Source organism: Ruegeria sp. G7, from assembly GCF_056535465.1.
The window spans coordinates 1027662-1046866 of record NZ_JBQFIL010000001.1 but is presented as its reverse complement, the minus strand read 5'-3'; the positions used below and the strand labels follow the sequence as shown (position 1 = coordinate 1046866).

Below are 19205 nucleotides of genomic sequence, written 5' to 3'. Positions count from 1 at the left end.
CTTAAGCGATCTGTGAACCGCATTTGTGCTGCCCTGATTGCCTTGGCCGGGTTGGGCGATCAGGTTACATATCCGTTGGCGACACCGCCCTTTGATAGAGGTGCCAGGTGGTGTGGCCAAGGATCGGCAGGGTGAAGATCAAGCCCAAAAACGCGGGTATCAACGACACAAGCATCGTGATCGAGATGATCGCCGCCCAGCTGAGCATAACGACCGGGTTTTCCGAAACTACGCGAAGGGATGTCAGCATGGCCGAGACAAAATTGGTTTCGCGATCGAGCAGCATGGGCATGGCAACGACCGTCACCGAAAACAGCACAGCCGACAGAAATGCGCCAATACAGGTACCGACTGCAAGAAAGGTCCAACCCTGCGGCGTGAAAAACACAACGTTCAGGAAACCGGCGAAATCCGAGAAAGAGGCGTTCTGCAGGATGATCGCCAGCCACAGGCGGACCTGATAGGTCCAGACCCAGAAAATGAACAGGGTGACAAAGGCCATCCAGCCCATCTCGCGTTTGCGTTGATTTGCCATCACGCCCAGAATGTCTGACCAGCCGAACGGTTCGTTATTTTGCAGCCGTCGCGAGATTTCATACAGCCCAGCCGCTGCGAAAGGTGCGACCAGAGGAAAACCGACGGCGGCTGGAATGATCATCCAGATCTTGCCCAGCCAAACCAGACACCAGACAAACAGAATCCCGAACAGCGCATAAAACAGGCCGAAAAAACCGCTCATGACGGGGCGTGCCAGAAAGTCTGCAAACCCGGCTTTCAGCGATGCGGTAATATCGTCAGCGGTCAGAGTGTTGATCTTGGGCATGGCCTGTGGTGTCAGATTGCCCGGCGGTGTGGGCCCTGCGGTCTTGGACGTCATTGCACGTTCCTCCCCAACCATGGAAAGGCGTTGTTGCGTCCGCCCATAGCTCGCGCTTTGAGACCTACATCCCTTCCCTGCACACAAGTTTGCACGAGGTCAGACACTGGGGCAAGTGGCGGGACCCTCCCCTGAATACAAGAAACCCCGCGGACAGTGTCGCGGGGTTTGCCTGATCCAGGGTTTCAAGGCGGTTACTAACCCTTTTTCAAGACCTCACGGCCCAGCAGTTCGGCGATCTGTACCGCGTTCAGGGCAGCACCCTTGCGCAGGTTGTCCGACACACACCACAGGTTCAGGCCGTTCTCGATGGTCGAATCCTGACGGATGCGGCTGATGAAGGTGGCGAAGTCGCCAGCGCATTCGATGGGCGAGACGTAGCCGCCGGCCTCACGTTTGTCGATCACCATGATGCCCGGCGCCTCGCGCAGGATGTCGCGGGCCTCGTCCTCGTCCAGGAATTCCTCGAACTCGATATTCACGGCCTCGGAATGGCCGACGAAGACCGGTACGCGAACACAGGTGGCTGTGACCTTGATCGACGGATCGACGATCTTTTTGGTCTCGACAACCATCTTCCACTCTTCCTTGGTCGAACCGTCTTCCATGAAGACGTCGATCTGCGGAATGACGTTGAAGGCGATCTGCTTCTGGAATTTCTTCGGCTCCACCTCGGTGGTGGGGTTGTAAACCGCCTTGGTCTGATCCCAAAGCTCATCCATGCCTTCCTTACCGGCACCCGACACCGACTGATAGGTCGACACGACAACGCGCTTGATCTTGGCGCGGTCATGCAGCGGCTTAAGCGCGACAACCATCTGCGCGGTCGAGCAGTTGGGGTTGGCGATGATGTTCTTGTTCTTGTAGTCGTGGATCGCCTGCGGGTTACATTCCGGCACGATCAGCGGGATATCGGGGTCATAGCGATAGAGCGAGCTGTTATCGATCACCACACAACCCGCCGCGGCCGCCTTGGGCGCGTAGACCTTGGTTGCGTCCGAGCCGATGGCAAACAGCGCCATGTCCCAGCCGGTGAAGTCAAAGGTGTCGATGTCCTGGGTTGTCAGTGTCTTGTCGCCAAAGCTTACTTCGGTCCCCAGCGAACGACGGCTTGCCAGCACGGCAAGTTCATCAACCGGGAACTGGCGTTCCGCCAGAATGTTCAGCATTTCGCGGCCCACGTTACCCGTGGCGCCGGCGACAACGACGCGATAGCCCATTTCATGTCTCCAAAGTTAAGGACGCGCGTTCATAGCCGCGTTGCGCCCAAGAAAAAAGAGGGGTTTCGGCTTATTTCGCCCCGTCACACCGATTTGACACGGTTCAAACCCGTTCAGGGTTGTTTCAGCAAGGATCGATAAACCTCGACGATGGCCTTTGCTTCGCCTTCGATTCGAAAATTCTGTTCGACATGGACGCGGGCGGCCTGTCCGGCGGATGCCAGCGCGGCGCGATCCTGCAGCATATCCTCCAGCGCAGCGGCCAGTGCCGGGGCGTTGTCCTTTTCAACCAATCGGCCTGTCTCGCCATCCTTGATCTGCGCGCTGAACGCGCCGACCCCATGGCAGGCAATCGCAGGCACGCCCGAGGCCATCGCCTCAAGCGGGGTCAGGCCAAACCCTTCGTGCCGCGCGGGGGCTACGAACAGATCAAGCGCGCGGTAGGTCTCGACAATCTCGTCCCATGGTCGCTCGCCCAGAAAATGCACACGGTCACCAAGGCCTGCGTCTTGCAGCTTTTGCTCCTGCTCGGCCTGAAACGCCTCGAATTCCTTGGTGGCGCGCCCGGTGAAGATCACATGGGCATCCGGGTGATGGGGCAGGACCTTGAGCGCCGCGTCTACCAGCAAATCGACGCCTTTCTGGGGGCGGATGCGACCAAAGCAGCCGATCAGAAGGCCATCGGGCAGGCCAAGCTTTTGGCGCAGGGCGTGCTTGTCTTCGGCGGGGTGGAACAGTTCGGTATTCACCCCATGCATGATGACCGTCGCGGGATGTTCCAGAAACGAGGCCGCCTGCGGGGTCGTTGCAATCAACGCGTCCATCTTGCGGATTAGTCCCTTCGTGAATCCGGAATGATCCCGTTGCGCCGCCGAGGTGAATAGCAGTTTGTAGTTACGCCGGAACAGATTGCGCAGGATCAGGCCCATCAGCATCTCGGTATTGCGCCGCGCATGCCAGACCCGTTTGCGATTGGGCAGAAACAGCAGTTTCCAGAGCCTAATATGGGGCAAATCATCCGGCAGGCCGGGGCCGGTGGCGCGGATGCCGATCATCTTTTCCTGTATCGGCAGCAGCCGAACCACCGTGGTTGTCACGCCCGACAGGGAATGCTTCAGATTGGGGGCGATGACCTCGATATCCTGCACGGGCTTCTCCAATCCCTCAGTCCACGCTGTCCCGACTGAATAGATAGATCACGCAACCAATGGCAAGGGTGGCGGCGAAAAAGCCAAAGATCGCGGTATAGGGCGCGGCGGGACTGATCCCGGCGCTGGCGGCATGGATGCGTCCGGTGGCAAACTGCGCCAGCCCGACGCCGCCGATGCCAAAGAGGTTCAGCAGCGTGACCCCCCGGCCCACCAGATGCGCCGGAATGAACGCGCGCCCATGGGCCATGATGACCGGAAAGCTGGCACCCAGAAATCCGATCACCGCCAACAGCAGGACGGACATCCAGACGCCGCCGTCGATCCGCAGGCATAGCAGTCCCAACGCAGCCGCACCCAGGGCATTGCCGCCGAATATGACCCATTTGCGGGTCCCCAGAATGCGGTCGAGTGGCCCATAAGAGAACGTGCCCGCGATCATCGCAGCCCCCATGATCAGCGTGGCCTGCCCGATCTGCGTGGTGCTAAGGTCAAAGACATCGCGCAGATACGGCCCGGCCCAAAGCCCCCGAAGCGCGGCCGAGGGCGCATAGGCCACCAGCATCAGCGGCAGAATCGCCCACAAGGCGGGTTCTTTCAGAAGGTCCAGCACCGACCCCCTGTGTTCGGTTTCGACCCGTTTTGGGTCATGCACCGTCAGCCAGATCCCTGCCGCTACCACGCCCGAGATGATCGCAAGCCCCGCCAGCGTCGCGCGCCACCCCATCAGCTCGACCGCCAGCGCGGTGGGGTACGAGGCGACCAGATTGCCCACCGACCCCACACCCAGCATCACTGCGGCAAGTGTGGCGAATTTGGCAGGCGGGAACTCTCGGGCGAAAATATAGTAAGATGCCATCAGAACGGGCGAACAGCCGACCCCGATCAGCGCCATGGCCAATGCCACATGGAATGGCGTAGTGGCCAGCGCAAACAAAGCCGCCCCGCCCCCGCCGCCGATCAACAATAGCACGGCCGAGCTGCGCCGGGGCCCAACGCGGTCCAAAGCCCAGCCCACCGGGATTTGCATCGCGGCAAAGACCAGAAACCAAAGGCCCGAGGCAAAGGCGAGGTCTTCGGGCGTAGCCCCGATATCGCGGCCCAGATCGGTGGTCAGCACGGCCAAAAAGGCGCGGAAAAACTGGCTGAGAACATAGGCCAGACACAATACAACTAAACCTGCCTGCATCTTTTGTCCTTTTGCCCAATGCCGTGCTGCGATGCTTGGCACGTCAAGCAGGTCTACACAAGCGTGCGAGACAGTCCGATAAGGGCAGACATCGTTCAAATTCGGGCTATCATCTACTCAGTTTTAGGATTTTCAGAGAGCGTTATGACCCCCTCAGACTCCGTGTTTTATGACTCTGTTCCCATTTCAGACGATTTTCTGAAACTCAGCGACCCCGCGCAGTTCACAGCTTTGCCAGATGGCTGGGTTCTGGGGGTTGCGGATATCGTGGATTCGACGGCTGAGATCGCGCGCGGGCGCTACAAAACCGTCAATATGGTCGGCGCCGCGGTGATTTCGGGCATGATCAATGCGCTGAACGGCCGCGTCTTCCCTTATGTCTTCGGCGGGGACGGGGCCGGGTTCGCTGTGCCCGGCGGCGACGCCGATGCCGCGCGCGAGACTCTGGCAGCTTTGCAAAGCTGGGCCGAGGCCGAATTCGCCATCACGCTGCGTGCTGCTTTGGTCCCGGTCTCAGATATCCGCGACGCGGGGCGCGATCTGCGTGTTGCGCGCTATGCCCCCTCGACCGGCGTCGACTATGCGATGTTCTCGGGCGGTGGTCTGGCCTGGGCCGAAGCGCAGATGAAATCGGGACAATTCACCATTCAACCTGCCGGGCCGGATGCCATACCTGATCTGACAGGTCTTTCATGTCGCTGGTCCAACAGCCCGGCGCGGCATGGTCAGATCGTATCCTTGGTGATTCAGCCAGAAACAGATTCTGATGAGGCGGATTTTGCCGCGCTGACCCAATCCGTGCTATCGGTCGCAGAACGGTTGGAACGCGCAGGTCATCCGGTGCCCCCAAAGGGACCACCGATGAGCTTCCCTCCGCCCGGCGTGGACATTGATGCGCATGTTTCACGCGGTACGCGCAATCTGCTGCTCCAGAAGATATGGCTGATGATCGGAAACATGATGATCGCGCTGCTGTTCAAAAGCGGGGCGCGGCTGGGGCAGTTCGAACCCAAACACTACAAGGAGATGGTCAGCCGCAACGCCGATTTCCGCAAATTCGATGACGGGCTGAAAATGACGCTGGATTGTGATCCGGCGACATTGAAGCAGATCACCCGGATGCTGGAAGAGGCGCGGGCGCGGGGCAAGATCCGCTATGGCCTGCACGCGCAGCAAGAGGCGATGATGACCTGCTTTGTTCCTTCGGCCACGCGTGATGACCATGTGCATTTTGTCGATGGGGCCTCGGGCGGTTATGCGCGGGCCGCTGCCGCGATGCGGGCCTGACGCCCAGGCGCGATCACGCGGCTCTGAAACGCGATCCGTGTGCATCCTGTTTTTGGGTGTGTCCAGCCTGTGAAAACCCGGCAAATCAACGGCCTATTGCGAAATAATCATCGTTGCGGCAAAATTCACCATGGCTGATAACCTACCCTTAACGTCCCGCTCTTTGCCGATTGCGCTGCTGCGCGCACGGGAAAAAGTGATGGGGCCGATACGTGGCGTACTGGCTGATGCAGGTGTGACCGAGCAGCAATGGCGCGTTTTGCGCGTGCTGCAGGAGGAAGGCCCGCAAGAGCCCACTCTGATCGCAGAGCGGGCGTGTTTGCTATTGCCCAGCCTGACGCGAATTCTGAAGAAACTGGAAGATAAGAGACTGATCGTCAGGCGGCAGGACCTGAGGGATCGCCGCCGTCAGATCGTTGAAATCAGTGATGACGGTCGTGCAATCATACAAGCCAACCTAACCGCGATCCTTGAGCAGGCCGCGCATACCCGATCTCGGTTGGGTGCAGAGCGGCATGAAATGCTGCTGAATCTTCTGGGTGAACTGTACGAACTTGATCCTTGATAGTGGAGCCCAAGATAGGCTCTGACAAAGGCATTTTTGCTGTATTTTGCCGACCACAGTAGATCACGCTTGCGTTCATAGCGGCCCTCTGCGTTGAAATCCGTTGCCCCAGCCGCTGTGGCGTCGTAGCTTGTGCATTATAGTACACAATCCGTTTGACAGACATGGACGCCTCCACGCCGCCGAATTCGGCGCAAGAGACAGACACGCAGGACCTGAGCGCCCGAGTTGGCGCGCGCGTTCGCCGCGCCCGCCAAATGCGGGGTATATCGCGCCGGGTTCTGTCCGAAAGCTCGGATGTTTCGCCGCGTTATCTGGCCCAGCTCGAAGCGGGTGCAGGCAATATCTCGATCGGGCTATTGCAACGTGTAGCTCAGGCGCTTGACTACAAGGTCGAGTGGCTGATCGGTGAGGATGACCCCTGGGACTCGGACGCCTTGCAGGTCGCGGAGCTTTACCGGCAAGCCAGCCGCGACGTCAAAGATGCGGTGCGAGCTGCGTTGCGACCGCCGTCAGGTCCTGATGAACGCGCGAAACGTATCTGCCTGATCGGACTGCGTGGGGCTGGAAAATCGACACTGGGTGCACTGCTTGGGGCGCGGCTTGATCTGCCATTCGTCGAGCTGACGGCGCATATCGAAGCGATGGCGGGCATGCCCTTGCCCGAAGTCATGGCCTTTTACGGTCAGGATGGATATCGCAACCTTGAAGCGCAGGCATTGGAGCGTGTCGTTGCCGCGCATGATCAACTGGTTCTGGCCGTTGCCGGTGGCATCGTGGCCGAACCGTCGACCTATGCCAATCTTCTGAACCGGTTTCACACCATCTGGTTGCGGGCGTCACCGTCAGAGCACATGGATCGTGTGCGTGCACAGGGGGATGAACGCCCCATGGCGGGCAATCCCGAGGCAATGGAGCAGCTCAAGAACATCCTGGCCAGCCGAGAGACGCTCTATAGCCGCGCGGACGCGCAGGTTGATACGTCTGGGCAGTCGGTAGAGGCCACGCTGACAACGCTGTTGGACGTGGTCGCGCAACAGCGGTTTCTGGCCTGATATCAGTCTCTATCTTGGGTCTTTTAGCCAATTGGCGGTGAATTCCACATCCTTGAGACCGGCGAACCGACACACCCGATCCAGTTCGGTCTGCAGGCGGCGCGTGCGTGCTTCTGACCAACGCACCTTGCGTTCAGGCCATACTGCCCGAACCTCCAGAACCCCGCGCTCGCGTTGTGCTTTCATGTCGATCCGACCGATCATCCGGTCACCTTCCAACAGCGGAAAAACGTAGTAACCATAAAGCCGTTTGGGCTGGGGGACAAAAACCTCGATCCGGTAATAAAATCCGAACAGTCGCTCGGCACGGTTCCGGTCGCGCAACATCGGATCAAATGGGCTGAGCACGCGAATCCGGCCAGGGGCGGGCCCCAGAGAAGCGGCTTCATCACGCAGATCGGGCCGGGCAAAGACCTTTCGGCCCCTCCCATCTGCGCAATGAATGATAATCTCCTCAATATCACCCTTTATTAGAGCCTGTTGGCACCAGTTTCGCGCCTCGGCAGCGCTGACTGTATCCCAGAAGGCCGCCAATTCGCCAGAGGTCGCAAACCCCAACCGATCCAGCGCCGCGTTGCACAGCCAGTCCACCGTCACCTCGGTATCGCAAGCGCCGCTGGGACATAGATGCGCGTCGATCACACGTTCAGTCAGGTCATAGCGTTTCTGAAACCCGTCGCGCCCGACAACCGCTAGCGCGCCCGACCGCCAGAGATATTCCAGCGCCGTCTTGGACGGGTGCCAGTCCCACCACCCGCCCGAGCCCTTTTTTCATCCTTGCCGACATCGGACGAACTCACCGGGCCGTGGTCGCGGATATGCTGCAGAACGGTTGTGAACTTCTGCTCAAACCCATCCCGCCGCCAGTTTTTCCAGCGCGCCTTCAGCATGTCGGCATCGCGCAGAAACCGTAGGTGCCAGTGGCGGTAGAACTCTATCGGGATCACCGCGGCGTCATGTGTCCAGTGCTCGAACAGCGCCCGGTCATGTTCATAAAGCCGTTTGAGGTTGCGCGCGCGATAGCTGGGTCTGCGCGCATAGAGGATCATGTCATGGGCGCGTGCGACGGTGTTGATACTATCTAGCTGGACAAAGCCCAGACGATGGATCAGCTGCAACAAATCCTTGCCCTTAGCGCCACCCACGGGTTGTTCCAACAATGCGTGCCGGTCCATGAACAGCGCGCGCGCCGCGCGGTTGTCCAGACGTTGCAGAGCCATCGCGCGTCAGCGCCGTTTCAGCGTATCGCCATAGCTGATCTTGGGGGTCAGTGTGACGCGGGTCTCAACATCTGAGTCCGGGTCGGCCAGTTGTGCGGCGATGATCTGCGCTGCGGTCTGTCCAATCTCGGTCCGACAGGCGTCCATCGTGGCCAGCTTGCGCGGCAACCCCTGCAGAAGTTCTACATTGTTGAATCCGGCCAGACCGATCTGACCTGGCACATCGATGCCCTGATCCAGCAAATACAGCAGACCACCTGCGCCGATCATATCATTGGAATAATACAGAAAATCAAGTTCAGGCGAGCGTTCCAGCATCGCCTGCGTCATCTCGCGCCCTTTGGCAAGCGCCGAGCCGCCCGAGTAAAATTCACGATCCTCGATCTCGACCCCGTGCTTGCCCAGCACCTCGGTGAAGCCTTCGAACCGTTTGCGGGCGCGGTGATCCAGCGGCATCTTGGTGCCCATGAACCCGATATGTTCATAACCGGCCTTCAGGATCGCCTGCGCCATCTCGCGCCCGGCGCGGCGGTGCGAGATGCCCACCATCGCGTCCACAGGTTTGCCGTCGGTATCCATGATCTCGACCACCGGAATACCGGCTGAATCCAGCATGGCGCGCGCCGCCTCGGTGTGTTCCAGCCCGGCAATGATCACACCCGAAGGCCGCCACGAGAGCATCTCGTACAGCACTTTCTCCTCTTTCTCGGGCAGATAGTCGGTGACGCCAACCACCGGCTGCAACTCGGTATCCTCAAGCACCTGATTGATACCGGTCAGCACCTCGGGGAAGACCATGTTTGACAGCGAAGGGATGATCACCGCCACAAGGTTCACCCGGCTGGACGCCAGCGCGCCGGCGATCTTATTGGGTACATATCCCAGCTCTTTTGCGGCCGCCAGAACACGGGTCCTTGTCGCGTCCGAGACATCCCCGCGATTGCGCAGCACCCGGCTGACCGTCATTTCCGACACTCCGGACGCTTCTGACACATCACGAAGGGTAAGCGGGCGTTTAGTTTCTGTTGTCACCGGGGATACCTGCATAGTTTGTTTCCGCGATGGTAGCGTGAACAGGGCAATCTGTTCAACACCTGTGCAAAGCCGATGACAAGCCGAAAAATCCCGGCTAGAGAAGACGATGCGCGGCCCCGTGGCTCAACTGGATAGAGCAGCCCCCTCCTAAGGGGCAGGTTGCAGGTTCGAATCCTGCCGGGGTCGCCAGTGGTGTGGCGGGATTGCCAGAGATCAAATCATTGAATGTAGGCATAAGTTGAAGAGCCACCTGTTCCCGAATACAGAGCCGAGCATTGACGCGTCCCGACCTCAGGTTGTTTGGAGGCGATTTTTCTCTGGACCCAAAAGTTGAATTGACATGCTTCCATCAGTTCACAATGTGCCGCCGCGCTTTTTCTATTATGCCACGGCTATTCTCATCTGCGCGATTTGGGCGTGGTATCTAGTCGATCTTGGTGCCGGTCATATTTGGCGCTTTGATGAATTCTATACCTATGACCGCAGCACTGGATTTGCGCGCAACGGTGACTGGCTGGCGGTGTACTCCAACAATGAACCCAGCCTGAAGAAACCGCCGCTGCAATACTGGATGTCGGGTCTGCTGATCGAGGCTGGTGTTTCGGATATGCTGGCCTTGCGATTGCCGTCCATCGTCTTTGCGCTGGGCGCACTGATCGCTACAGCATGCCTTACGCGTGTCATGTTGCCGGAGTTGCCGCTGGCCATGCCGCTGTCGGTTCTGCTGCTGGCAAGTTCTCTGGAATTCTGGCGCTATGCCAGTTCGGCTATGCTGGACGCGGGGGCTGCGTTCTTTACCACGCTGGGATTTGCCGCGATGTTTGCGGCGTTCGAACGCCCCAGATACTGGCCTCTTTTTGGCATCGTGGCTGTGCTGGCGGCCTTGCAAAAAAGCCCGACACCACTGGCCTTTCTGGCGCTTGCGATGCTGGCGCTGGTCCTTACGCGTCAATGGCAGACTACGCCGCCAAAGGAGATCTGGCGTGACACACGATTCCGGAAAACGATACTGATCTCGCTTCTTTTGTCCTTTGCCTGGCCGATCGCGCAGGAGATACGGTTCGCGTTCGAAGGATCGCTGGATGGTAGCGTCAAGCGGCAGATGATTGACCGGTTTGCGCCCTCGATTTCGGCACGCGATCTCGCCGGAATGTCCGGTTTGATCTTTGGCAACGAGATTTGGCTACGCGCCGCCGGGTTTCTGGGCATCTGCGCGCTGCCGTTCATCCGGAAGCAACCGCGATTGTTCGCCGCCACGGGCATCGCTGTGTTCTTTGTAGTGATGATGTGGGCGGCGTCGGGGCGCGTTTATGCGCGCTATACACTGCTGATTCTTCCGCTTCTGATGGTCGGCGCTGCAGGTTTTGCCGCCTCACTTGGCCGTTTTCGGTGGATAGCGATTTGCGCTTTGCTGGCATTGGCTTTTGTGTCCGGAGGCCCGTTCAAAGATCGTTCAAGAATCCAACCCGGAACAAGTAACTATCGCTTTGAAATGCCGATGTCCGATGTTCTGAAGCCGCTCGGTCATGCGCTGAAGCCGGACGAAGCGTTGGTTATATGCGGTCTCGACAAATCGCGGCCCAGGGTGCCGCCCGGAGCGGCCTCCGCCTATGCATCAAACGGGCAGCGATTTGTCTATCTGTCGCGGATGGAGCTTGCGTCAGAGCTGCGAAAGAGTGGACTTTCTGACCGTCCCTTGCGCGGGTTCTGCCACACCGAGGAATTGGCGCGGATTGCCCCAGAGCTGATCACGCTCAGAACGACCCCTTCACCCGTGGCAGGGTTCGTGTATTGGACCGCTTCGGCACATCGAAGCGCCGGCAACTAAAGAGCGCTGTGCATGCTGCGCCCTGGGTCTAGTCTTCGGCCAGCCCCTCGGCTGTCCAGTATACGAACTCCGTGCCATCGACCGGTTGTCGTTCGACACCGGTCAGGTCGCTTGCGAACTGATTCAGTTCTTTAGCGCGGCAGACCCCACGCAGCGGGCCGTTTGTGTAGCCAAAGCGCTCAAGATAGCGGCGCAAATCGGCGCGCCGCATATAGACGAAGGGTCGGTCCGGTGAGGCATAGACCGACGCGGCACCCAAGGGCATGCGGCGTCGGTTGTCGAAGCCGCAGATCACCAGCGTTTCATCAGGTTGAACTAGGGTTTGCAGGGGCACGAACAAGTCTTGCAGGTCAATGCCGAATTGTTCGGCGGTTGTGGGGTCGCTGTAGGCGGACGAACGCTTTAAAGGCCCTTCTTCTGACAGGCACAGAACGGCTACCAGCAATGCGCGCACCCAGAGCCGTTTCGAGATCAACATGATCGCGCCAGCAGCCCCGACCATCAGCATGGGCAGGATCAACAGCGTATACCGGTCATAGACGCTGCCCGAGGCCATCCACATTGCGAGAAAGAAAAACACCGCGATGCCGGTGGTTGCCAGCAGGCGGGGGCGCCCGAATTTGAATGGAATGAAGAACAAGCCAATCAAGCCGACCAGCCGCAATCCGGGTGCATTGCCCAGAATGATCTCGGAGAGTTTTTTCAGGCTGCGATCTGAAACGCTGGGCGCGAAACGGTCCAGCATTTCGGTGCGCACGCTGCCCTGAAACTCGGCCCCGAAGCCGAACCGCACGTACTGGAACAGGGGCCAGAGGAAGGCCAGCAGCACACAGGCGGCCATAGACCACAGGAATGTCCGGTTCTTCCAGATTTCGCTTGTGGGGCGGTCCTGCCAGCGTTGCGTCAGGATCAGCGTCAGCAGCGCAAGCGCCAGAAAGACCAGTGGTGTCGGGCTTTTCTGCATTCCGGCCAGAAAAACGACTACGGTAAACCAGGGCCATAGGCGGGGGCGCTCAAAGGCGGCCAGCATTGTCGCGACGCCCAAGGTGGAAAAGAACATCGCGCCATTGTCCAGCATTGCGGATGTGGCGTGGCTCCAGAAATTCTTGGAGCTGGCGACCAGAAGGACCGCGGGCAGCATCAACCAGGGCTCATCCGGCAGCATGACGCGCGCCAGCCAAGCGGTTGCGATCAGCGTGCCCAGCGCGAACAACATCGAAGGCAGATGCAGGGCAGTCATATGCGACCAGCCCATCTCGATCATGCCGGCCGTCATCCAGTATTGCAGGGGTGGTTTTTCAGGCTGGGTTCGTTCTGAGAGAAAACGGTGAACCAGTCGTTGTTGCGTGCAAAGCCGAGGCTGCGGTCATAAGTGAAGAACTCATCGATCTTGGACAGCCCATCCTGCCCCAGCCCGATCATGTACCAGCACCACAATATCGCGATGACGGTACCCGTCACAACGTAAGGCGCCCAAGGGTGGTTCAGAATACGATCTGATGCCGATTTGTCGCTCACCGGGGCAGCCTTTCGATTTGTTGCGCTGAAACCTGCTTTGCGGCGGACTGGCTACTTGAATTTAAGCGCCTGATCAATCACAAGCCGTGATGACTGAATCGAGATCATTTTTCCGTTATGCCAACTGAGACCCAGCCCCAATCCGATGACCGACCCGCCGTGTCGGTCGTGATCCCCATGCACAATGAGGAAGGTGCCGTCGCAGATTTGCTGCAGGGCATTTGTGATGCAGCAGCGGATCTGGACGGGTTTGAAATTGTCGCGGTGGATGATGGCTCGACCGATGGAACCTTTGCGGCGCTGCAGGCGTTTCAGCAGACTTGCCCGCAATTGCGCATCCTGCAGCATGCACCCGCCGGGGGGCAAAGTGCTGCGGTGCATTCCGGGGTTCAGGCCGCGAAGGCTGATATCTGCTGCACGCTTGATGGGGATGGCCAGAACCCACCGGAAGAGCTGCCCAAGATCTGGGCACCGCTGTTGGCGGATGACAGTGGCGCGATCGGGCTTGTGGCCGGACAGCGGCTGGGACGCAAAGATACAATGTCCAAGAAACTGGCCTCGCGCGCGGCGAATGCGCTGCGTGGTTGGATGCTGAAGGACGGGACCCGCGATACGGGCTGCGGGTTCAAAGGGTTCCGCAGGCAAGCCTTTCTGAACCTGCCCTATTTCGATCATATGCACCGGTATCTGCCTGCCCTGTTCAAAGCTTATGGCTGGCAGATCGCGCTGGTTGACGTGGCACATCAGCAGCGCCTGTCGGGGCAATCCAAATACACCAATTTCGGCCGCGCGATGGTCGGCATCTGGGACCTGTTCGGCGTTGTCTGGCTGATGCGCCGTGCCAAATCCGTCTCGGCAAAAGAAGCGAGCCGCTCGTGATAGAAACGATTCTCAAAATCCTGCATGTGGACAGCCCGACCGAGGCGCTGTGGGTTTGCATCGGTCTGGGCGGCCAGCTGATGTTCAGCGCGCGTTTCATCGTGCAGTGGATCACTTCGGAACGGGCCAAGAAATCGGTTATCCCGATGGCATTCTGGTATCTGTCCATCGGCGGTGGGCTTGTCCTGCTAAGCTATGCGATCTACCGCCGCGATCCGGTCTTTATCCTCGGGCAGTCGATGGGCCTGTCGATCTATCTGCGCAACATCTTCCTGATCCGCGCAGAAAAGCGATCCTGATCCGCGCGGACACCCCGAACGACGCGGCGTTGCTCAGCGGGTCTCGGCCTATCTGAATCCTTGTGTGAACAAGACGTTTCTTGTTTTCGAATCATTTGTGCTAGGATCGCGCGAATAGATTTTTACATTTGTATTCGGAGGCTTCGCCTTTGTCAGATCCTTCACCCCGGTTATTCCGGCTGCGCCCGTTGGAAAAAGCGGATCTTGAAACGGTTACGCACTGGTTTCAGGATGTGCGTGACCTTGCGCTGTTTGACCGAACCTCGCGTATTCCGCTGAATCTGCAGCAGACCGAACAGATATGGGAGGACGCGCTGTGCACTTCGCGCGATTGCGGCAAATGCTGGTTCATCATCGAATCCGACGGTGGCGACTCTGTGGGCATGATCGGGCTCGAGGCGATGTCGCAAGTCAATCGCGATGCGGTAATCCCGGTGTTTATCGACAAATCGGTGCGCCGGCATGGGGTCGCGGTCCGTTCCATTGCGCTGTTGCTGGATTTTGCGTTTCGGCAGCTTGGGCTGAACCGGATCACCTCGTATTACCGCGCCGACAACCATAGCAGCCGGGATCTGATCAGCCAGGTCGGATGCCAGATCGAGGGCACGATGCGGCAGGCCTGGTTTGCGGACGGGCAGTTTCACGACATGGTGGTGGTTGGTATGTTACAGCAGGATTGGGCGACGCAGCGACAGGAACTGGCCCAAAAGCTTGGCCCGGATACAGTGGTCAGTTTTAACGCACCTGAATGGAGCTGGCCGCCTCCAAAAGATCACAAAGGCTGAATTCGCACGCATTTTGAGGTAGATTTTGCTACAACATCTCCGTCGGCTTCGACGAGACAACCCATTCGAGTATTATCAGTGAGCATACCCGGTTCGGACCCATCAATCAGACAAAGGCTTGGCGCTGTGCTGTTTGCCGATGTGGTCGGCTATGCTCGTTTGATGAGCGAGAACGAGATGGATACGTATAACGCGTTGAAATCTTTGCTGTCTCAGCTTGAGGTGATTTGCCAGAACTATCATGGGCGAGTTATCGAGGTGCGCGGCGACGGCATTCTGGCGCTTTTTGAAACGGCGACCAGTGCGGTTGAATTCAGTGTTGAACTGCATCGGATCGCAGCACAGCACAACCAAACCCGGTCGGCGCGTGATCAAATCAAGTTCCGCGCAGGTGTCCATATGGGTGAGGTGCTGCAGGATGAGCGCGGCATCCACGGTGATAACGTCAACATCGCGGCCCGCTTGCAGGAAATTGCGGAACCTGAGCGCGTTTATGTCAGCGCGGCAGTCTACGAACAAATTCGCAATCGCCTGCGCTATGGCTACGAGTTTCTCGGGCCCAAGCAGCTTAAGAACATCATGTCGCCGGTGGCGACCTATTGTGTGCGCAGCGAGGTCGAGGGCGCGACGATGGCTGCAACATTGCGCCCCGAGATGCAGCTTGAGGTTCTGGAACGACCCGACATCCCCTCGGTCGCGGTGTTGCCTTTTGTCAGTCAGGGCGGTGGCGAGGATGACAGTTGGGTCGCCGAAGGGCTGACCGATGACATCATCATGAACTTGTCCAAGTTTCGGAACTTGTTTGTCATCGCGCGTAACTCCTCCTTCTTTTTCAAGACGCAATCCATGTCTCCGCACGAGGCGGCCCGCCGGCTGAACGTGCGCTATGTGGCGCGCGGCAGCGTGCGCCGATCCTCAAGCCGCATTCGTGTCACCGCCGAACTGCTGGACGCCAATACCGAGCGCACCATCTGGGGCGAGCGGTTCGACCGTAAGCTGGATGATATCTTCGACATTCTGGATGATGTGACCGAATGCATCGTTGCGGCCATGGCAGTGATGATCGAGTCGCATGAAAAGCAGCGCATGGTGCAGACGGTACCATCTGACCTGCAGGCTTATGGCTCGGTGCTGCAGGGTCAGCATCACATTTTCAAATACACCCGCAATGACAATCGCAAGGCGCAGCACTGTTATGAATCGGCGCTGGAGCGGGATGGTGGTTATGCCCGCGCGGCGGCGGCGCTGTCGCGAACGCTCAATATCGACTGGCGTTATTCCTGGACCGAGGACCCGAACAGCGCGCTGGACAAGGCCCTGATGCTTGCGCTGCGCGCGGTTGAGCTGGACCCGACCGATGCCCGCGGGTTCGGAGAGCTGGGCTATGTTCAGCTGTACCGCAAAGAACATGATGCGGCCATTGAATCCTACAAGCGTGCGCTTCAGCTTAACCCCAATGATGCGGATATGCATTCGGACTATGCTGATGCGCTGGCCCATTCCGGTGACAATGAAACGGCGATCCAGCATCTGCAGCAGGCGATGCGGTTGAACCCGTATTTCCCGGATCAGTATCTGTGGCATCTGGGTGGGGCCTATTACAACCTCAAGCGCTATGATGATGTCATCAGCTCGGTCAACAAGATGAACAACCCAACCGAAGGGCAGCGTATGCTGGCCGCCAGCCACGCACAGTTGGGCAATATGGACATGGCCCGCCAGATTGCCGAAAAGCATCGCGCGGCGCATCCCAATTTCTCATTGTCGCGCTGGGCGAAGGTTCTGCCTGACCGGCTTGAGGATGACACCCAGCATTTTGTCGAAGGCCTCAAGAAAGCCGGGTTCTAAACGACAATAAAGGGCGCGTGATCCCCGCGCCCCTTTTTGTTTGGTTCGATGCGAGGTTACTCGCCCCGCGCTTTGGCCCCAGAGACCTTTGCTCCGCTGACTTTGGCACCGCTGACCTTGGCGCCGCTGACTTTGGCTCCAGAGACTTTCGCACCGCTGACCTTGGCGCCGCTGACCTTGGCCCCCGACATCATCGGTGCGTCATATTCGAAATAAACGTCCAGAAGCACTTCTTCTATCTGACCTGCAGCGATGTCCATCCGGATGGTGTAATCGGCCTGATCGTAGTTCCAAACCCGAATATCATTGGCCATCTGGTAATCCGCAGCCGCAACACCCGAGACTGACGGGTTCATCGGTGCGCGTGCGGTCTGCCGAGTGGTGTCAGGAAGCTTGTCTCCCGGATCTGCAGGCTCGGCTTGCAGATTGAATCCATAAGGCAGGTTGCCACCCGTAGCGCTGTCACCGGCCCCATGGACAAGGAAAATCGTGGGTTCCGGCATCTCGTAATAAGTGCCGTCATACGCGAAGCCATAAATTCGGGCCAGCCGGGCATCGCCTCCGAACTGGTCCCCGATGAAGTTGTTGACGCCACGACCCTTTCTGCGATCATCCTGTTCGATGAACAGTTGCTTGCTGTGGCTGTTCGCAGTCTGCTGCCAGAACGTGTGCTTGAAAACGCGGCCCCGACGCACGTAGACATATGACTCAAACGAGACTTTCTTACGTTTGTCCAATTTCAGTTTGTCGTCATCATTTGCGTCTTTGACGATCTTGTAGATTCCGGATTTGTTGTTCGCGTTGTCGCCAACTTGCACAAGAATCCGGTCGTCTTCCCGGACGGTCACACCATCGATCTTGGTGACCTCTGCCGAGAAATCAAAATCCGTCGCCACCTCAATTGCCAGACGAACCGATTTCTGTCGCAGTTTAAGATCGCTTAACTCTCGCCCAAACAATAATACCTCGGAAAAACTGAGTAAGGACTCAGACATATCACTTTCTCCCTATCGGGGGTTGGCAGGGCCTTTGACCTCGCCTGTCCCGGTTTGCGCGTTTAACCGCGCCTCGATTGTCAAAATTATCACCCCGTGCGCATAAGTTGCCATAAAACCGGGGCAAAAACAAAGACTTTAAGGTTCCTTCGGATCGGGCGACAAGGTGCGGACGGATGCGGCGTGGCTGGACCCGCCCGGTTTTGTCAGGCGCGGGCCGGGTCGCGTCAATCCGATGTCGCGCATGCGGAAGTTGCCTTCGATGATCTGGCGGAACGCACCGCCGGTGATTTCGTGGTCAACCATGACCAGCGCGCGCTCTACGCCGAAGTAACTCAGCATGTCGGGGTCGAGCTTTTCCCACGCATCAGCAAGATAAGAGCCCAGCAAATCCCGCGCCTCGATCAGCGCCACGCGGAAGCCTTCGGGATCGGCGGCGTAGGCTTCGTCGAACAGGTCCTGCATGATGGCGTTGTATTCATCGCTGCCTTCCAACTCGTCTGACAGCTCCTCCATTTCCGGATTGATGACGTCATGGGCGACCAGCCGTTCGTGGTAGATATCCACCAGAATATCGAACATCGCGCCGGTCAGGGGTTCTGACAGGGCATGTTCGCTGGACCAGCCATGTGAGAACTCCGAGAGCGTCCGGTCATTGGCGGCGATACGGATCTGCGCGTTCTGCGACAGTTCGGCAAAACGGCTGAGGCGGTTATAGGTGTAAAGATTGCCGCGGGTGTTCTTCAGCACCTCATCCACGACCGAGCCGAAATGCAGCGAGGCCAGCAGCGCCACCATATCCGCGGCAGATTCATGAAAGCCGTAATATTCACCCGTCGCATCCTCTTCGGACGGAAGGCCGATGACGCTGTAGATGATCGCATGTCCGATCTCATGCGCGACCACGTCAAAGTTCAGGCTATAGGGGCGGTATTCGTCCCCATGCTCGCGGGTGCCGCCGGTTTCCAGAAACCCCCAGCCGATATGCGCATTGTCGAGACCGGGCAGCAGCGACAGTTCCAGCCGGTCGAAATCACGCGCGAAGTGCCAGGGGATCGAACGGCCGAAATACCCCTCCCACACATCCATGGTGAAATGCGCCGCGCCAAACAGATGGGCCGCTTCAAAGGCCGGATCGTCGGGATCGATATGGATGAAATTGCCGAACTCATCAGGTTCGGGTGGCGGCAGGATATAGCCATCCCAGGCGGGCAGATACATCTCGGGGCCGTCCTCGCCCTCGATCATCGCGCCATAAGGGATTGTCTTGTCGATCGGATACATCGCATACATGCGCGGCCCCGAAGGACCGGGCCCGATCGTACCCTGCGGGGCCGAGATCTCGACCAGTTCGGGCTTGGAATTCGGCTCTAAATAGGGTGATTGCGGATACAGTAGGAACCGCGTGCCCGGAGTTTCACTTTCCGAGTAGTCGGGCCAGATCGTCAATGTCCCCT

General features: G+C 58.6%; 17 protein-coding genes, 1 tRNA gene and 1 pseudogene. 9 read left to right on the top strand and 10 right to left on the bottom strand.

The features are described from left to right. Window positions 1-64 precede the first annotated feature (64 nt). From ACR3EN_RS05280 to ACR3EN_RS05265, 4 genes are all read right to left on the bottom strand, one after another. The gene (locus ACR3EN_RS05280; RefSeq protein WP_480823937.1) at window positions 65-877 is read right to left on the bottom strand and encodes a DUF2189 domain-containing protein; all 813 of its coding nucleotides are present in this window, start codon (window positions 875-877) and stop codon (window positions 65-67) included. Window positions 878-1074: 197 nt separating this feature from the next. Next, window positions 1075-2097, bottom strand: coding sequence for an aspartate-semialdehyde dehydrogenase (locus ACR3EN_RS05275; RefSeq protein ID WP_480498200.1), 1023 nt, complete (start codon window positions 2095-2097; stop codon window positions 1075-1077). Window positions 2098-2210: 113 nt separating this feature from the next. Beyond that, window positions 2211-3245: a glycosyltransferase family 4 protein gene (locus ACR3EN_RS05270; protein WP_480823940.1), complete on the bottom strand. Its 1035-nt coding sequence runs from the start codon at window positions 3243-3245 to the stop codon at window positions 2211-2213. A 16-nt stretch (window positions 3246-3261) separates the two neighbouring features. After that, window positions 3262-4434 carry an MFS transporter gene (locus ACR3EN_RS05265; protein ID WP_480823942.1) on the bottom strand — a complete coding sequence of 391 codons (1173 nt, stop codon included), beginning with the start codon at window positions 4432-4434 and terminating at the stop codon, window positions 3262-3264. Window positions 4435-4578: 144 nt separating this feature from the next. Here ACR3EN_RS05265 and ACR3EN_RS05260 point away from each other — a divergent pair, with 144 nt between their 5' ends. The 3 genes from ACR3EN_RS05260 to ACR3EN_RS05250 all read left to right on the top strand — a co-directional run bounded on the left by ACR3EN_RS05260 (window position 4579) and on the right by ACR3EN_RS05250 (window position 7341). Further along, window positions 4579-5721: a DUF3095 domain-containing protein gene (locus tag ACR3EN_RS05260; protein WP_480823944.1), complete on the top strand. Its 1143-nt coding sequence runs from the start codon at window positions 4579-4581 to the stop codon at window positions 5719-5721. 130 nt (window positions 5722-5851) lie between these two features. Beyond that, the gene (gene hpaR, locus ACR3EN_RS05255) at window positions 5852-6286 is read left to right on the top strand and encodes a homoprotocatechuate degradation operon regulator HpaR (RefSeq protein WP_480823946.1); all 435 of its coding nucleotides are present in this window, start codon (window positions 5852-5854) and stop codon (window positions 6284-6286) included. A gap of 164 nt (window positions 6287-6450) precedes the next feature. Then, complete coding sequence (locus tag ACR3EN_RS05250; protein ID WP_480823948.1) at window positions 6451-7341, top strand: helix-turn-helix transcriptional regulator; 891 nt, start codon at window positions 6451-6453, stop codon at window positions 7339-7341. A gap of 9 nt (window positions 7342-7350) precedes the next feature. Here the strand turns inward: ACR3EN_RS05250 and ACR3EN_RS05245 are convergent. After that, a pseudogene (locus ACR3EN_RS05245) lies at window positions 7351-8561 on the bottom strand (winged helix-turn-helix domain-containing protein). 6 nt (window positions 8562-8567) lie between these two features. Then, window positions 8568-9593 carry a LacI family DNA-binding transcriptional regulator gene (locus ACR3EN_RS05240; RefSeq protein WP_480823952.1) on the bottom strand — a complete coding sequence of 342 codons (1026 nt, stop codon included), beginning with the start codon at window positions 9591-9593 and terminating at the stop codon, window positions 8568-8570. 115 nt (window positions 9594-9708) lie between these two features. Between ACR3EN_RS05240 and ACR3EN_RS05235 the strand changes: the two genes are divergently transcribed. Then, window positions 9709-9785: transfer RNA gene (locus tag ACR3EN_RS05235), tRNA-Arg, on the top strand. A gap of 151 nt (window positions 9786-9936) precedes the next feature. Next, the gene (locus tag ACR3EN_RS05230; RefSeq protein WP_480823980.1) at window positions 9937-11424 is read left to right on the top strand and encodes an ArnT family glycosyltransferase; all 1488 of its coding nucleotides are present in this window, start codon (window positions 9937-9939) and stop codon (window positions 11422-11424) included. Between the two features lie 28 nt (window positions 11425-11452). Here ACR3EN_RS05230 and ACR3EN_RS05225 read toward each other — a convergent pair whose 3' ends face one another. Both ACR3EN_RS05225 and ACR3EN_RS05220 read right to left on the bottom strand, forming a co-directional pair. Further along, the gene (locus ACR3EN_RS05225) at window positions 11453-12700 is read right to left on the bottom strand and encodes an ArnT family glycosyltransferase (RefSeq protein WP_480918396.1); all 1248 of its coding nucleotides are present in this window, start codon (window positions 12698-12700) and stop codon (window positions 11453-11455) included. Further along, complete coding sequence (locus ACR3EN_RS05220; protein ID WP_480918395.1) at window positions 12697-12942, bottom strand: hypothetical protein; 246 nt, start codon at window positions 12940-12942, stop codon at window positions 12697-12699. Before ACR3EN_RS05220 ends, ACR3EN_RS05225 begins: the two co-directional genes overlap by 4 nt. A 117-nt stretch (window positions 12943-13059) precedes the next feature. Between ACR3EN_RS05220 and ACR3EN_RS05215 the strand changes: the two genes are divergently transcribed. From ACR3EN_RS05215 to ACR3EN_RS05200, 4 genes are all read left to right on the top strand, one after another. After that, on the top strand, window positions 13060-13821 hold the full coding sequence (locus tag ACR3EN_RS05215) for a glycosyltransferase family 2 protein (protein WP_480823984.1): 762 nt from the start codon (window positions 13060-13062) through the stop codon (window positions 13819-13821). Beyond that, window positions 13818-14120, top strand: a complete 303-nt coding sequence (locus ACR3EN_RS05210; protein ID WP_480823986.1) for a lipid-A-disaccharide synthase N-terminal domain-containing protein — start codon at window positions 13818-13820, stop codon at window positions 14118-14120. The genes ACR3EN_RS05215 and ACR3EN_RS05210 overlap by 4 nt, the downstream gene beginning before the upstream one ends. A 149-nt stretch (window positions 14121-14269) precedes the next feature. Next, window positions 14270-14905, top strand: a complete 636-nt coding sequence (locus tag ACR3EN_RS05205) for a GNAT family N-acetyltransferase (RefSeq protein WP_480823988.1) — start codon at window positions 14270-14272, stop codon at window positions 14903-14905. 78 nt (window positions 14906-14983) lie between these two features. Next, a complete protein-coding gene (locus ACR3EN_RS05200; protein ID WP_480865507.1) occupies window positions 14984-16753 on the top strand; it encodes an adenylate/guanylate cyclase domain-containing protein in 1770 nt (589 codons plus the stop codon). A gap of 56 nt (window positions 16754-16809) precedes the next feature. On the opposite strand, the gene ACR3EN_RS05195 is transcribed toward ACR3EN_RS05200, so the two are convergent. Further along, the gene (locus ACR3EN_RS05195) at window positions 16810-17748 is read right to left on the bottom strand and encodes a pentapeptide repeat-containing protein (protein ID WP_480823992.1); all 939 of its coding nucleotides are present in this window, start codon (window positions 17746-17748) and stop codon (window positions 16810-16812) included. 138 nt (window positions 17749-17886) lie between these two features. Next, on the bottom strand, window positions 17887-19197 hold the full coding sequence (locus ACR3EN_RS05190; RefSeq protein ID WP_480823994.1) for a gluzincin family metallopeptidase: 1311 nt from the start codon (window positions 19195-19197) through the stop codon (window positions 17887-17889). Between the last annotated feature and the right edge of the window lie 8 nt (window positions 19198-19205).

What these genes read in the sequence shown, in the direction of transcription:
- ACR3EN_RS05280 (WP_480823937.1), bottom strand. Translation starts at nt 877, where the DNA reads ATGACGTCCAAGACCGCAGGGCCCACACCGCCGGGCAATCTGACACCA.
- ACR3EN_RS05275 (WP_480498200.1), bottom strand. Translation starts at nt 2,097, where the DNA reads ATGGGCTATCGCGTCGTTGTCGCCGGCGCCACGGGTAACGTGGGCCGC.
- ACR3EN_RS05265 (WP_480823942.1), bottom strand. Translation starts at nt 4,434, where the DNA reads ATGCAGGCAGGTTTAGTTGTATTGTGTCTGGCCTATGTTCTCAGCCAG.
- ACR3EN_RS05260 (WP_480823944.1), top strand. Translation starts at nt 4,579, where the DNA reads ATGACCCCCTCAGACTCCGTGTTTTATGACTCTGTTCCCATTTCAGAC.
- hpaR (WP_480823946.1), top strand. Translation starts at nt 5,852, where the DNA reads ATGGCTGATAACCTACCCTTAACGTCCCGCTCTTTGCCGATTGCGCTG.
- ACR3EN_RS05250 (WP_480823948.1), top strand. Translation starts at nt 6,451, where the DNA reads ATGGACGCCTCCACGCCGCCGAATTCGGCGCAAGAGACAGACACGCAG.
- ACR3EN_RS05230 (WP_480823980.1), top strand. Translation starts at nt 9,937, where the DNA reads ATGCTTCCATCAGTTCACAATGTGCCGCCGCGCTTTTTCTATTATGCC.
- ACR3EN_RS05225 (WP_480918396.1), bottom strand. Translation starts at nt 12,700, where the DNA reads ATGACGGCCGGCATGATCGAGATGGGCTGGTCGCATATGACTGCCCTG.
- ACR3EN_RS05215 (WP_480823984.1), top strand. Translation starts at nt 13,060, where the DNA reads ATGCCAACTGAGACCCAGCCCCAATCCGATGACCGACCCGCCGTGTCG.
- ACR3EN_RS05195 (WP_480823992.1), bottom strand. Translation starts at nt 17,748, where the DNA reads ATGTCTGAGTCCTTACTCAGTTTTTCCGAGGTATTATTGTTTGGGCGA.